The organism is Brevibacillus sp. NRRL NRS-603 (assembly GCF_003013445.1).
Taxonomy (GTDB): domain Bacteria; phylum Bacillota; class Bacilli; order Brevibacillales; family Brevibacillaceae; genus Brevibacillus; species Brevibacillus formosus.
In genome coordinates this window covers 170,951-185,072 of the sequence record NZ_PXZN01000008.1, presented here as the reverse complement: position 1 = coordinate 185,072, position 14,122 = coordinate 170,951, and the positions used below count along the sequence as shown (strand labels likewise).

Genomic DNA, 14,122 nt, shown 5'->3' with positions numbered 1-14,122 from the left:
TACAACTTTATGTAAATAGTTGTCAAATTTCTTAGGGGATTTGGGTTGAAAAATTCCAGTTAAACTATCTTATCTAAATGATATGCAATTGGCTTCTGTTCAATTTTTTCTAATAACAGGGTTTTTCGTGTAATAAGATTATCGAATTGTTCCAGTGACAGTTTTTCCTTTAGTTGCTGCATATTCAAACGATCCAATTCTTTTAAAAGATACTCTTTGGATTTGTGAAATACTGCCGAGTGGGTTAATAATATCTCTCCGTAGGCTATCATGACTATCGATTTTTCCAAGATACCAAGGTTCATCGTTGTTTCAAATTCACCAAGGGTCCTAGACAGCGCTTGAGTATCCCTCATGTCCTTTGCTCTATACTCTTGGTACATTTCAATGATTGCCTCAAATAATTCCTCGTACTCCCAATGCATGTTTAACCCTCCATTTACTCTCATGTTTCCCTCATCGTTAAAGGTGGGATAAGCCTTATGGAAGTTTAATTTCAACCACCTAGCTTAGCTACATTTACGATCTCTCTTATAAAAGGTGTTACAAAAAGCAATTATCCAAATCGGCCTCATCCGACATCGCCCAATAATCAATCGTATTCTTATGAATGCGAATATCTTTAAGGAGATTATTCCTTATGGAGGTAGCCCAACTCTCCTCATCCTTTTCTTTTACCATCGCATCATCGTATGAGGAAATAATAACAATCATTAAAGCAAACTTTTCCTCTATCTCTAGATTAAAGTTATTAAAGTTTTCATATGCAAATAAGAAATCGGCTACTCTTGGGGAATCGGACACTTCATACTCCCAATCTTGTGAAAACTCATTAGGAGCCGGTAAATTGATTTTCTTTACATTTTCATGTCACGAAAAGGCTCATTCCCTCTCATCATTCAGTTGGAATAAGTTTTTAATCAGGCTGTATTCTATCGTTTACTCAATACTTCCTTTATTCGAATAGACAGATCTGCCTTTCCTCTCCTGATAATTGTTCATCCACATCATTTAAATCGAACTGCTCTTCTATGCCCTACTCTATCTGGTGTAAAGCCGTGAATAAGACAGGAAAAAGCAAAAAAGCCAGGGCCTACCTCCCTGGCTATCACACGTTACAGAAGTCCTTCCATTTTCCCTTTTTGTACCGCGTCATCCCGATTCCGCACTCCGAGCTTGTCATACAGAGCAGATGCATAGTTACGCACGGTCCCGTCTGACAAATATAGCTTGGAAGCGATTGTTTTATAGCGCATGCCTTGGGAAAGCATCTGCAAAATCTCCTGCTCCCGCTTCGTTAAACCATAAGCATTCTCGTCTTTTTCGCTTAGTTTCGGCTCAACGAGCAAATCTTCCTGTTCGTTTACTGGCTGTGCATCCAGCATTTTATGAAACAGGTCCTGTGCAATCATCGTACCACCGCGATGGACGAGGCGGATTGTTTCCGCAAGCTCTCGTGAATCGATCGATTTCAAGAGATAGCCGTCTGCACCACTGCGCATGATTTCCTTGGCTTTTTCAGTATCCTGAAACGTAGACAGGACAAGGACACGAATACCAGGCCATTTTTCCTTTATTCGTTTTGTCGCAGTAATCCCGTCCATATTTGGCATCTCCAAGTCCATCAGCACAAGGTCTGGTTCCAGCTCCTCGCACAGCTCCACAGCCTGCGCCCCATCCCCGGCTAACCCGACTACCCGTAGATCCCGCTGTCCCTCTAATATGGAGCGCAAGCTTTCCCGAATAAACGAGTGATCATCGACGATAAACAAACGAATGATTTCATCGGCGCTCTCTACCATCCTCGGCACCAAACAAGTAACGAGCGTTCCTTCTCCCCGCTCTGAGTATACGGCTACTCTTCCTTGCAAAAGAGCGGCCCGCTCTTTCATCGTCGTGATGCCGAAGCCATCCTCCCAATTTTCCACCCCGTGACCGTTATCCTGTACCTCCAGCCTCGTCTGTTGCTGCTCAAAATGCAAGGAAACGACGATCTCCGTAGCGTGTCCGTGGCGTACGGCATTCGTCAATGACTCCTGCAAGCAGCGAAACAAGGTCATTTTCACCTGTTTGCCGACCGGATACTCTTCTCCAATCGCACGAAACCGCACATTCACTTTTGCATGTGTCTGAAACTCCTCCGCAAGCTGCCTCAGCGAATGAACCAAGGGAAGCGTCTCTTGCGGTGACCCCATCTGATGCAAGTACCCTCTCACTTCCTTCATGCCTTTTCGCGCAAGCTGCAAGAGGGATTCGAGCTTTTGCACCCCTTCCTTCGACGCTATATCCTGACGTAAGGTTTCCATCCCCATGATGATCGAGACATAGGAATGCCCCATCGTATCATGCAGGTCCTTGGAAAGCCGATCCCGCTCCTCCAGCAGAGTCACTCTCTCGATTTGGGTGAGGTATTGCTCCAGGACACTGTTTTGCTTGCGAATAATTTCATTTTGACGATGGTTGACGATGAGCAAATGAAAAGCAAACCCTATCGCATAAGCAAGCCCGACTTGCGAAAAAATCACGAAGACATCAAATGCACGAGAAAAAAACATAATCACCAGTGGGATAAAAACAATCGTAATGGGAGCCGACCAGCGAAACGATTTCTCCGCACTATTGGCGGCAATTAAAAAAGCTGGCATCAATAAAGTAAGGTACGCCTCTGGAAACATAGACGTGAGATAAATCGATAATCCGCCAAACAAGAGCATTTCTGCTATCAGATAGTAACGATAGCTCAGCATTAAACAAATCCACGGGACGGAAAAAACCATCACTTCCCAAAGTATAACCATCCATAAGGGCAGCGTGAGATACTCTCCAAATTTTACAGTTGTAACGGTGAGTGAAAAGCAAACGATCAGACGTAAAAAAAACATCACCCAGTCATACCAAGCCCATTGTTTTACGATATCTAACAAACCATCATCCCCTAATTGCTTTGAACATCAAGCGCGTGTACCCACCAACTAATTGTACCAGACCGTTCCCTAGCTTGGAGCATCCGATCATGAGTATGAATCCTAAACCCATAATTTGCAATGCCTTCAGCTCTGAATCCACTACGCTCCCTAAAAAATGTAGCTCCACGAAAGGATAGAACAACGGTACGATCGCAAAACATACGGGTGCAATGTAGATGAGCACTCCGACCACCAGGCAGATACAGCCTAGGACAAATTTTTTCATCAGCCAATAAACGGATATCCAGTTTCTCACATCCATTAATTCCGCCTTTGCCTGCATCCATTGATTTCCCTTTGCTCTTTGTCTCATTGCCAACGGTTCTATGGAAATATCTGTATAAATCTTCGTCTGAATACGTTCATGCTGGACAAAGGTTTGAGTTGTACGCAACACATTGGTGAGCAACGGAATTCCCACTACGGTAAATGACAAGGCCAAGCCAAGCACAATACTGACCAAGTAAAAACATAAATAAAATACTCCCGAGACAAATGTATACAGCAAAAAGATAACATTTTGAACATTACGCATGATCGCTCTTTTCATATAAGCTAACTCGCTCCTATCTATACCTTTTCCGACATGATGATGACGGTCTGCCATTACCGTAAACCACTGCGCGTCACATGAGCCAGTATCAAAATGTCATATGACAGGCTAAGTCATGTCATTTCATCAAAATCAAAATCATTTTGTCAGTCGGAAAAGTGATGACAAGAAGTAACTACCGAGTATGACACGAGCTTTGCCATACTGTGCTCAAGCGCTCTCTCTCAGAGTCGGTGCGTCAAACCGTGTTGCCAACACAAAAAGGAGAATCACACATGAAAAAAGTAATACAAAAAATGAGTCTCGTCGTTTTTCTTCTCTCCACAACCTTGATTTCTGCATGCACGCAGTCGCTCGGTGCTGTGGAATCCACTCAGACTGCTTCCGTTGCTGCCCAAGGACCAGTGGATGCCAAAGAAATAGAAGCGTTTGCCGATCCACTGTTTGCAGAAAAAATGAAAGAATATAATGTGGCTGGTTCCAGCTTTGTTGTCGTCCGTGATGGAAAAGTCCTCGTGAACAAAGGCTACGGCTTTGCTAACAAGGAAAAGAAAATCCCTGTTGATAAAGACACGGTGTTCCAAATTGGATCAGTATCGAAAACCTTTACCGCCTTGGCTGCCATGCAGCAAGTCGATGCGGGTAAAATTGACTTGCATGCCAATATAGAGGAATATCTTGGTGGGCTAAAAATTCCTAATAATACAGGAAAACCCGTCACCATGTACAACTTGCTCACCTACACACCCGGCTTCGCATTTCCTGACGAAACTACCTTTACCGGTCCACAATACATCGGGCAGGACATCTCTATGGATGAATTCTTTCCAAAGCACATGCCGGTCATCATCCGACCACCTGGCGAAACCTATACGTATGATAATACCGGATTCTTGCTAGCTGGCTACGCCGTGGAAAAAGCAAGTGGAATCCCCTTTGCCCAGTATATGGATGAAAAAGTGTTCAAGCCTCTCGGAATGACCTCGACCAGTGAACGTTTGAAGCCTGAGCTCATGAAGAGAATGGCTGCCAATTACTATGATAATGGCGAGCCACGTCCGCTAGAAGGAACCAATCCAACTGATGGTCCGCAGGGAAGCATTATATCAACAGCAGAAGACATGGCAAAGTACATGATCATGCACCTGCAAAACGGAAAATTTGACGGCAAGGAAATCGTCAGCCAGAAAAGCATGGAATTGATGCATACGCACCAGATTTTCGCGGATGACATCCCGATCACAACCGTAGGCTTTGAAAACTATTTTCCAGAGTATACAAATGGTCAGCACGTTGTTTTGAAGGGCGGAAACATGCCAGGCCATTCTTCCCTGATGGTATTGATCCCGGAACATAAAACCGGCTTTTTCATGTCCTACAACAATGATTCAATGGTTAGCGCTGATATTTACAAAGAATTCATGGATCATTATTTCCCAGAAACAGAAAAGAAAGCTGAGCCTGATTACTTGCCCTTGAGTGAAGCGGATGCGCAAAAATATTTCGGGCTGTATCAACATACGCGTGCCTATTGGACACGCACTTCTATTACCTATGAGGATGGATCACTCGTGCTTGAGAGTGAGGCAACCGGAAAACAAAAGCTGCGAATGATTCGCCCATTGCTATTTGTAGATGAGGCAGGCGAAAAAGTCGCGTTCAAGGAAGACAAAAACGGTAACATCAAATACTTCTATTATACAACGCCAAAAGGCGTTAACCTTGCTGGTGAAACACAAAAAATGGAAATGAAAAAAACCTACTCAGACGTCCCTAACACCAGCAGCTATAAGACCCATATCAACAATCTCAGCGCCCTTTCCATTATGGGAGCGAAATCAGGAAATAAATTTGATCCTACAGGGACCATGACACAAGGTGAATTTGCTGACGCCCTGATCAAAGCAGAAGGCCATTACGTAATGGCCGGGATGGAAGACGGGCTTAGACAGCAATTGGCCGCGGGCATCCCTAATTTGAACCCTTCGGCACCAATCACAAGACAAGTCGCTGCTGCCATGATCCAAAATTTAAAGCAGCTTGAACCAGTGGCAACCAGCAAAGTGACGCTGCAAGACACAGCCGACGCATGGGCAAAAGATGCGATCACTGCTCTTGTTTCACAAGGCATCGTCGATCCTGACACGAAGGTGAACCCAGATGGCTCTTTCACATTCCGTGCTAAAGATTTACTGAAGCGTCAAGAAGCCAGTGCCTTGCTTGACTTAGCATTTGGTTACTATTCATTGCCGATTAAACGATAAGCATTCTTTTCCTCTTTCTGGGATAAAATAGGGACCTGTTGTATACCCTACTCCTTTGAGGGAGGTGACTGGTCGTGGAAAATAGCGATAAACACAGGGGACAAGCTGAGCAAAAAGTTTCAAGTGACTTGAATGAGAAGGAAATCGAGCTTCAGCATCAATTTCAAATGTTCCCTACCCCTGATGAAAAACGGGCTTCAAAAGTGATTACTGAGCTGAAAGATTAATAACTACTGTCTCCCGCTTTAAGGCTGTCGAGAAACTCGGCAGTCTTTCTTCTTTCAGAAAAAAAATCTGCTTATCGAGCATGGATTCTCGCCAGAACCTTCATCTCTGGGTAACTCTCGTGCTTTCTGACAGTAGCCTCTCTCGCTAAGTGCTTCCCTAATTCGAGTAGATAGAGTCTATTTTAAGAATTTGTTTGCTGAAATAATCCAAGAAATGCTCGAAGCTGAGATGGAGTGTTCATTCCGAGTATGTGATCACTTTCGTATGCGAATACAAGCCATTCGTACGACTTTTGTCATAAACGCAAAACGGATGGTAAAGCTCATAGAAAAAATGCAGCCCGCCTCCTAAAGGAGTTGGTCTGCATTTTTTTGGAATCAATAGTGAAGACTCTAGCTTCAACCAAAACACTACTTTTGCAGTGCTCTCATTAAGGTCCTACTGGGTGCCCCTTCCATGAAAAGTTGTTTTATGGATTTTGGGGATTGAGCCATACATTACCACCATTGTAGTTAACGGTTACATATTGTGTATCCTGCCCTATCAAGTTACCATAATTATCATATGCCCCCAGCCAAACTCTATATGGGCCTGATGGCACTTCAGGGAGACTTATGCTATCCCCGTAGACCCACTTGTGTTCAATACGCTCGCCTCTAACATAGAGAATGTTATTAGTGCTCGTATTTCTTATGGTCAATTGGTAATGGTGAGCTCCCGATTTTTGGTTCCATCCAACATAAAGATTGGCTGATTGTGGTTGAATACTTCCTGCAAGAGGTGCTTTAGCCGTTGATACACGATCTCCCTGAGAAGCAAATGCAGCACCAGTTCCCAATGATAGCACCATAGCTGCCGAAAGAATAGAAAAAGCAAAACGTTTCAACATAAGAAGAACCTCCTTAAATTTTGTAATACTCACTCCGTATTATCAGCTAAACCTGTAAGCCATCCAGCTATGCTTTTCACCTCCTTCAGTACCTTCAACCTCTTCTGATCATTACTTTAATCCAGATTTTTACATTTTTCACCGAAAACGCCATTTCGGAATTCCGTATTTCTTTTGCGCTCCCCGCAATCATTCTTCCGAAATAGAAAAAGAGCGCTCGACTTTTTCAAGTACAAACGCTCTTCTCTCCAAACGACTACCAACTCTGTTCAGGGATGATCCCCCTTTTAATCGCTTCGCTGATCGCCTCTGCCCGCGACCGTACCTGCAACTTTCCAAAGATACGCGTCAACTGGTACTCCACGTTGCGCTGGCTCATCAGCAAGATCTCCGACAGTTCTTTGTTGCTGCGCCCTTTCGCAATTTCGAGCAGGATTTGCTGCTCCCGCTCGTTTATTGACACCTCTTCTAGTTGATCCTCTCCTGTACATAGCCGTACACTGTTTCGTCTTAATTGTTTGAACAAAGGAATCGGAATGACGGTTTCATTGCGCACTGTGCATCGGATGGCTTCGATCATCTGCTCTCTTGTGGCTGTTTTGCTGACAAAACCGGAGACACCCGCCTCTACCAGTTTGTTAAAGTACGGCTCAATTTCAAAGCCTGTGTAGATGATGATAAGCGAATTGGGTTTGATGTGCATGATGCGCTTGGTCAGCTCCAAGCCGTTAATTACGGGCATGTGCAAATCAAACAGCATTACATCAAAGTCATTAACTTTGACCAGCTCCAATGCCTCCATCCCGGAAGAAACCGCGCTTACTGCAAAATCTTGCTCCTCCTCAAACATGACTTTTGTTCCTTCCCGAACGGAGGGATGATCATCAACCAACAACAGCTTAATCATGGATAAATCTCCTTTCCATCCAACAAAAGTGTATCGGCGATCCTATGTACAGGCAGTGTGACATGAACATCAAAACCTTTTCCCACATCGGTTTGAAAAAGAATCGTCCCCCGCAAACAGCGCACCCGCTCCTGAATCCCCACGATACCCATGTGCGAAAAGGTTGATCGTAGCTCAGTTTCAGCCATGCCTTGCCCGTTATCGGAATAGTGCAGGATCAGGTGTTCGTTGTTGCAATCCAACGTGATGTGGACACTGGATGCACTGGCGTGTTTAGCAGCATTTCGCAACAATTCCTGTACAATCCGATATAGACTGATCGAGATTTCCGGATCAAGATCAGAAGGAATCTGACCTTTCGCAAACGTGATCGTAAAATTCTCTTGTTGCTGAGTGTAAGAAAGCAAGCCCTCCAGCGCTTCTACAATACCCATCTCCTGCAAAAATGGCGGCCGTAACTCGTTGCAAATTTGACGGATTTGATAGATGACATCCAAGAGTCCTTCCCGAATGTGCGTTAGCTCACTGGCTACCGCTTCTGGTGTATTCGTGTCTGTAATCAGCTTATCCAGTCTTCGGTACCAAACGATTTGCTCCTGTAACGCAGAATCGTGCAGATCGCTTGCCAGCCGGCGCCTTTCCTTCTCGGACATGCGAAAAAACAAGCGAAGGAGCCACGGTGACACCCCCTTTTGCTTTTGCAGCGATTCCTCCAGCTCGTCTGACAGCTTCTCAATCAAAAAAAGATTTTCATAGACAAGGCCTACATATCTGACTATCGTTTTTATCCACATGATTTCGTCAAAATTGAATTGTGTCTGGTTGGGCTTGTTTTGCATCCAGACAAATGCCAACTTCTGATTCCGCTCCCCCATATGGATAAACACACCGCTCTCATCGGTAACGATGTCTCCAATCTTCACGACGCTACTTTTTTGTTGAAGAATCTGAATAATCCTCTCCGTCGACGGAGCTGGATAGCCTTCCAGCCAATGTACCTTCTTCTGGTTCGGTTCAATCTCTGCAATTGAAACGGCTTTTATTTGCAAAATGTCACGTATTTCGGCAATCAAGCGCTCATCCAGTTCTACCACCTTCATGACTTTCATGATCTCTCGTGAAAAACGATCCAAGCTTGACTGGAAATTGAGTTTTTCTCGAAACAAAATGTACCTTAGTTCATAGTCCAGCGCCTCTTTTGCAAAAAAGAGCAGCGTAATAATCAGATAAGTCGCCAGTGACAGCTGTAGCCAGCTAACCATACCATTTGGAGAATAGCCGATCACATACATGCAGATCAGCAAGATCAACACCGATGGCAGGAGTGACAGCAGGATATAATACTTTAATCGGTTCAACAAAAAATCAATATCAAGAAGCTGTTTCGCTGTCACCAAATAATAAAAAGAGACAGGCAAGAAAAACAGAAACGAGACCGCTATCTCAGTCTGGATCAATTCAAAACCAAAGAGCGTTTTCGGCAAGGTCACCATCATTACATAAGGGAAATAGGATACACATATCCCGGTGAGCATAACCTTCATGATCGCTTCTTTTCGTGTTCGGCGGTAATGGAAATATTGAAATAAAATAACAATGAGATTAATCAAGAATACAATGGAGTAAAAGGTCAGCTTGACTACATACACCGTCAAGAAGTATTCCTTCATCTTTGCAAATGAAACGAAGCTTTCGGCAACATAGAGGAGCGTGCCTGTGAAGTATACGAGAGTCAGCAGGATTCGCCCTCTCATGTGGAGGAGGTCAAAATAACTGAGAAGAAAATGCAGTAATAATACGAGGCAGAACAAAACACCCAGCGTATTGCCAAGCCGAATGATCATGTCCCCCAAGCCAGCGGTAGCACCTGATACATAGCCACACCCGGTAGCCAGAAAAAACAGAATCAACGTGATCGAAGGAACATTTTTTGCCTCTGTCTTCTGTAGCAAAAATATAGAAAAGAGAAGCAGCATGACAAAAATAATGCCTGGCAGAATCACACAGTACACCAGGTACGAAATGCTGTGGTCATTTTGTATGTAATGCACAATCCGTTTCCCGTCTTTTATGACTTCCAGCGTATCTGCCGTTCCAATCTTCCCAAACCGTGAAACGGAGATGTCCTCATCTGGAGAATGACCATCTATTTTTATAATCCTATCGCCTGGAGCTATGCCATTCTCCTCTGCCCACTGACTAGCATTGTATTCCGATACGACGTTGCCTGAAACGATCCAATCCCCGTCCGGCATTTTCTCTACATATATGTTCACGAGCGTTTTGGTAAAGGCTAAATAACTCGCATAGCTTGCAAACAAGCCTGCCAGTACAAAAAGGACGATAAAAAGCCATTGCTTCTTATATAATTGCATATCGTCTGGATCTCCTTTACCACGGTCTTTTGGAGTTGATGTAGTTTGGATAAAATATACCATGAATTACCTTATTTTGCCATTTTTACACCAGAAGATCTACTTTCCTTCGGCTGGACATAAAAACAGGTCAATCATGGTGGTATCTGACCATAATCGACCTGTTTAATACAGGTATTACATGGGTTATACGTGCTATTGGTTGAACGATGGGTTCATTCATCACCCACCTCCACCCAAAAAGGAAACCGTAAAAGGCTAAATAAGAAAAAGACCGTCATCATGTTGACAACCGCCTATTAGTTATCATCTAAGGAAATAAATAGTTGTGATTCATTTCCCAGTTCATCAGATGAAATAAAAGTATATACGACATCGTCGAGCTTATAATCAATTTTATAAACCACATTATCTTCTGTTGAGACCCAAGTTTTCTTTACCTGTGCATTTTCAAGTTTACTCATTATATCTTTAAAATTCATTCCTGGCATTGCGCCCTTTACATTAATATTTCTAATATTTGTAGCCTTGTTTACATTCATGTAGGTTGGATTTATATCATCTGTATCATTTGGAAAAATGAATGATATCCCTAAGCTTTTCACAAATACAAAAGGAAATACCATATGGGATTCCATAACTGAAATAGTCCCTGTTTCATTATCTTTCTCAGTTATTGTTGAGATGTTTGATTTTACTGAGTCTAAATACTGTTTTAGTTCATTGGTAGATAAGTCTGTTGTTTTCGTATTCGAGGCTTGATTTACAGTATTAATTAATCCCTCTGTTTTGTTCGCAGGCGTAACCTGTTGACTCATTTCGGATGTATTAGAAATAGGCTTTTGGGAATTACAAGCAGAAAAGACTATTGCCACAGATAGTAGGATTAAAGTAACTAACAATTTTTTCATTGCTTAATCTCCCTCAATCAAAAGATCTGAAAATGTCTTGCTATTCTCCGAACGTATTGATAATTTCCATTTCTTCCCCACCCTTGCTCTGGAGCAGAGAGTAGCTAAAATGACTTTTGGGTTAATACCTTTTTTCTGGGCCAATTCGTATACTGCTTTTGCAAATCCTCTTTCTACCAAACCTTTATTCTTATTATTCATAATATCGGTAATTTGTTGCCGTGTTAATGAGTTCGAATCTCTAAATTCTGCATCAGTAATAGTCTGTTCTTTTTTTGTTACAGTCTCCCCGTACTGATTAACGTAAGGATACATTCCTGCATTACCCGTTCCCTTTATCCATAAGCTGCTCGTATACAGCTCGTGCCTAAGCTATAGACCTCATTTACTTTTCTACTTCCTGTGCTAGTTGCTGGTTCTTCAACTCTTCTGCCACTACCTGTTCACGTTTTGCCATTCGAAACTTTGCATATAATCATGGTGAATGCTTTAATTTTTTTTATTAACACATAATTCAGCTAGTAAGGTTTCACCAATATTGTCGATTTGTTTATCTAAATCACCTGCTATAAACCCACACAAAGCATTATTCCTTCTTTCGATGTAAAAGCTAATGCCGTCTTTAAAACCTATGTAATGAGTCAAGTCACTAAACCATGCTCTTTGAAAATCATATGTTTTCGAAAATTTATCAATTATGCTAAGAACATCCGATTCATTGTGCCTCTGTATTGCTTCTTTAAGCATGTTAGGTGATCCAGCAAAGATTATACACTTATCATAATTTAATCTTTCATATTTACTAAATGCACATTGAAATAACAATTTTTCAAAGTTATCTGCAAAATAGCTTACAAACTGGCTGTCCTCATTAGTTATAACAATCTGAGTATTATCAGTTTGGGTAAAATCAAATGATAGTTGACCATCAAATAATTCTTTTTGAAAAAAATGTATATATTTATCACTTAAAGTGTCTGGTGCTTCCTCATGTATCGCTTCATAAGAATCAATTATCTCAGAAATTGAAGCATATCCTGGAAGTTGAGTTTTAAGTAAACCCTTATCATCCTGTCCCATATAATGTAAATAAATCTCATATTCTTTAGGAAAATGATAGTTATATTTACTAATTTGCGTTAGATTTTTTAGCGTATCTATGCTCTCTTTTTTTGCTGGTTCTATTTCATTTACCCATTTCTCATCAAATCTTGATATATATTTTGATAATCGTTCAAAAAGATTTGTATAATCTCCTATGGGTGGGATGTGATTACTTTTTATTGGCATTTGCATATTTCATGTACTCCTCTTTATTTTTTATATCACTACACGTTAAATATGGATTCATTTGGTTGAATCTTCTGCATATGGATACGGATTTTCTTTTTTAGATGAGCGCTAAACAGTATCCATGCCTGTTATTTTACTTGGGCTATCATGTGCAGCATTTACTACTTTTGATTCTGCACAAGTACCTACAGCATTACCACCCTTAACTATTTTTAGATTCTCTGTTGGCATAGGTTCAGCCTTTACAGTGTACTTATCTCCATATTTTTTATTTAATGCATTTTGTAATTGTCTTGCTGTTTCAATATTTTTAGGACTTGCTTCACCTGAAAACCCAACTGAAACCGTTCCATCTTCGTGCGTTATTACAGAAACGGCTGGATTTGGGGCTCTTTTACCATCTCCAAGTATATGCCTGAACGTTTGCAAACCAATTGCGACCTGCTCAGCAACATCGTGTTTTGCATCTGTCCATTTCGAGAACGTCTGTGGTACACACTAATATCCCCCTGCCGCCTTTCTCCACTATCAACTCATACTTTGCTTGCCCGAGTTATAAAACCAGTGTTTACTCTCCTTCCTGACTGTTTTGCCATTTTCCTTATCCTCTCTTAAATCTGAGCATGCATAAAAGGCTCATTCCTCCTCGTCGTTCGAGTTGGAATAAGCCTTGAGAAGTTGGTCTAATCGTGTTAGTCAAGTTTCTAAGTGTTTGGTTTGTTGGTTGTATTGACGATCTAGTTGTTGGGAGTGTAAATTACTTTACAAAACTATTTTACAGACTCCTATTGACGCTCTCTAAATCGGCTTTTATCTAGTCAGCTTCTCATATTTTCTTTTTATTTCTCCTATAAACTCTTCAAGATATTCTATCTGATTTTCATTTAATACTTCTTCATAATTGATTTCTTGTGACAAAAGTATGACTCTTTTCATATCATCAATATCACTTTTACTAATTTCAACATCATGCCTAATCATTAATCTGATGATTAGAGAGATGGTAATAATAGTGTTAATATTATTTGATACGATGTGTTCATAAAACGATTGATAACAAATCCCTGCGGCCTGTCCATAAGTACGATCATTTAGTGAAACTTCATAGTAAAACCTATCCGTTATTAAATACTGAAGTTCAAAAAACTCAACTTCTTCAAATAAAAGTTCATCACTCATTTATGTTCCGCCCCCTTTAGTTTTATAAATCACTTCTATTTCAATTTTGGGATATTTTTCTTTAAATTGGCCGATAACATTACTACAACTAGGACAGCAATCTAAATCAGTATACATTTTAATTTTACCGACAGCCTCTTTATTTTCCCCTAACTTAGTCGCGATTTCATTTAGTATTTTAAATTCCGTATCTGTAGCCCTATCCCAAGCCTCTTCACCATTTACAACATTCTGTTTGTTGACCTTTTGGGTTTTAAATAACCTTTCTCCCTCTGGTGGCTCAACAGAAATATCTTTAATTTTCTCTCTATCTGCTTCATCTTTAATCTGCTTAGGATTTTCTATTGCACTATGAGCAAAATACTCTGTTTTATCTTCCAAACCTTTTATCTCAACCTTGGCATATCCAAAATTGTAAGCTTTTCTTGCCCACTTTGGAAGTTTCTTTTTCGCTACTTTTATTTCTTTTATAAGCTCAGCATCTAGTTCATCATCTAGCTTTCGAGCATTACCCGTCCCCTATGTTGTAAAGCTAAACTATTGAAAAGGAGCGGTGG

General features: G+C 41.4%; 15 protein-coding genes. 2 read left to right on the top strand and 13 right to left on the bottom strand.

Annotation, left to right across the window (positions count from 1 at the left end; all coding sequences use genetic code 11):
- Positions 1 to 59: 59 nt before the first annotated feature.
- The 4 genes from C7R94_RS04325 to C7R94_RS04310 form a co-directional block, all read right to left on the bottom strand.
- Positions 60 to 425 carry an Imm3 family immunity protein gene (locus C7R94_RS04325; protein ID WP_158264650.1) on the bottom strand — a complete coding sequence of 122 codons (366 nt, stop codon included), beginning with the start codon at positions 423 to 425 and terminating at the stop codon, positions 60 to 62.
- Between the two features lie 118 nt (positions 426 to 543).
- Complete coding sequence (locus tag C7R94_RS04320; RefSeq protein ID WP_233220474.1) at positions 544 to 804, bottom strand: hypothetical protein; 261 nt, start codon at positions 802 to 804, stop codon at positions 544 to 546.
- Positions 805 to 1,115: 311 nt separating this feature from the next.
- Positions 1,116 to 2,924 carry a helix-turn-helix transcriptional regulator gene (locus C7R94_RS04315; RefSeq protein WP_106778618.1) on the bottom strand — a complete coding sequence of 603 codons (1,809 nt, stop codon included), beginning with the start codon at positions 2,922 to 2,924 and terminating at the stop codon, positions 1,116 to 1,118.
- Between the two features lie 4 nt (positions 2,925 to 2,928).
- Complete coding sequence (locus C7R94_RS04310; RefSeq protein ID WP_106778617.1) at positions 2,929 to 3,516, bottom strand: sensor domain-containing protein; 588 nt, start codon at positions 3,514 to 3,516, stop codon at positions 2,929 to 2,931.
- 278 nt (positions 3,517 to 3,794) lie between these two features.
- Between C7R94_RS04310 and C7R94_RS04305 the strand changes: the two genes are divergently transcribed.
- Positions 3,795 to 5,783, top strand: a complete 1,989-nt coding sequence (locus C7R94_RS04305; protein ID WP_106778616.1) for a serine hydrolase domain-containing protein — start codon at positions 3,795 to 3,797, stop codon at positions 5,781 to 5,783.
- Between the two features lie 74 nt (positions 5,784 to 5,857).
- Complete coding sequence (locus C7R94_RS30190; protein ID WP_172141946.1) at positions 5,858 to 6,010, top strand: hypothetical protein; 153 nt, start codon at positions 5,858 to 5,860, stop codon at positions 6,008 to 6,010.
- A 470-nt stretch (positions 6,011 to 6,480) separates the two neighbouring features.
- Here the strand turns inward: C7R94_RS30190 and C7R94_RS04300 are convergent, their stop codons facing one another.
- The 9 genes from C7R94_RS04300 to C7R94_RS04260 all read right to left on the bottom strand — a co-directional run bounded on the left by C7R94_RS04300 (position 6,481) and on the right by C7R94_RS04260 (position 14,027).
- Entirely contained in the window at positions 6,481 to 6,900 is a 420-nt protein-coding gene (locus tag C7R94_RS04300) for a hypothetical protein (protein WP_106778615.1), read from the bottom strand.
- Positions 6,901 to 7,156: 256 nt separating this feature from the next.
- On the bottom strand, positions 7,157 to 7,807 hold the full coding sequence (locus tag C7R94_RS04295) for a response regulator (protein ID WP_106778614.1): 651 nt from the start codon (positions 7,805 to 7,807) through the stop codon (positions 7,157 to 7,159).
- Positions 7,804 to 10,182 carry an ATP-binding protein gene (locus C7R94_RS04290; protein ID WP_106778613.1) on the bottom strand — a complete coding sequence of 793 codons (2,379 nt, stop codon included), beginning with the start codon at positions 10,180 to 10,182 and terminating at the stop codon, positions 7,804 to 7,806. The genes C7R94_RS04295 and C7R94_RS04290 overlap by 4 nt, the downstream gene beginning before the upstream one ends.
- A gap of 299 nt (positions 10,183 to 10,481) precedes the next feature.
- Positions 10,482 to 11,093, bottom strand: a complete 612-nt coding sequence (locus tag C7R94_RS04285) for a hypothetical protein (RefSeq protein ID WP_106778612.1) — start codon at positions 11,091 to 11,093, stop codon at positions 10,482 to 10,484.
- Positions 11,094 to 11,096: 3 nt separating this feature from the next.
- Positions 11,097 to 11,408 carry a hypothetical protein gene (locus C7R94_RS04280; protein ID WP_106778611.1) on the bottom strand — a complete coding sequence of 104 codons (312 nt, stop codon included), beginning with the start codon at positions 11,406 to 11,408 and terminating at the stop codon, positions 11,097 to 11,099.
- Between the two features lie 174 nt (positions 11,409 to 11,582).
- Positions 11,583 to 12,389, bottom strand: coding sequence for an SMI1/KNR4 family protein (locus C7R94_RS04275; RefSeq protein WP_106778610.1), 807 nt, complete (start codon positions 12,387 to 12,389; stop codon positions 11,583 to 11,585).
- A gap of 105 nt (positions 12,390 to 12,494) precedes the next feature.
- Positions 12,495 to 12,815, bottom strand: a complete 321-nt coding sequence (locus C7R94_RS04270) for a hypothetical protein (RefSeq protein WP_106778609.1) — start codon at positions 12,813 to 12,815, stop codon at positions 12,495 to 12,497.
- A gap of 381 nt (positions 12,816 to 13,196) precedes the next feature.
- A complete protein-coding gene (locus tag C7R94_RS04265) occupies positions 13,197 to 13,565 on the bottom strand; it encodes a hypothetical protein (protein ID WP_106778608.1) in 369 nt (122 codons plus the stop codon).
- Positions 13,566 to 14,027: a deaminase domain-containing protein gene (locus C7R94_RS04260; protein WP_233220481.1), complete on the bottom strand. Its 462-nt coding sequence runs from the start codon at positions 14,025 to 14,027 to the stop codon at positions 13,566 to 13,568.
- Positions 14,028 to 14,122 lie beyond the last annotated feature (95 nt).

Coding starts and splice junctions, on each gene's coding strand:
- C7R94_RS04325 (WP_158264650.1), bottom strand. CDS start 425: ATGCATTGGGAGTACGAGGAATTATTTGAGGCAATCATTGAAATGTAC.
- C7R94_RS04310 (WP_106778617.1), bottom strand. CDS start 3,516: ATGAAAAGAGCGATCATGCGTAATGTTCAAAATGTTATCTTTTTGCTG.
- C7R94_RS04305 (WP_106778616.1), top strand. CDS start 3,795: ATGAAAAAAGTAATACAAAAAATGAGTCTCGTCGTTTTTCTTCTCTCC.
- C7R94_RS04300 (WP_106778615.1), bottom strand. CDS start 6,900: ATGTTGAAACGTTTTGCTTTTTCTATTCTTTCGGCAGCTATGGTGCTA.
- C7R94_RS04295 (WP_106778614.1), bottom strand. CDS start 7,807: ATGATTAAGCTGTTGTTGGTTGATGATCATCCCTCCGTTCGGGAAGGA.
- C7R94_RS04290 (WP_106778613.1), bottom strand. CDS start 10,182: ATGCAATTATATAAGAAGCAATGGCTTTTTATCGTCCTTTTTGTACTG.
- C7R94_RS04285 (WP_106778612.1), bottom strand. CDS start 11,093: ATGAAAAAATTGTTAGTTACTTTAATCCTACTATCTGTGGCAATAGTC.
- C7R94_RS04280 (WP_106778611.1), bottom strand. CDS start 11,408: ATGTATCCTTACGTTAATCAGTACGGGGAGACTGTAACAAAAAAAGAA.
- C7R94_RS04275 (WP_106778610.1), bottom strand. CDS start 12,389: ATGCAAATGCCAATAAAAAGTAATCACATCCCACCCATAGGAGATTAT.
- C7R94_RS04265 (WP_106778608.1), bottom strand. CDS start 13,565: ATGAGTGATGAACTTTTATTTGAAGAAGTTGAGTTTTTTGAACTTCAG.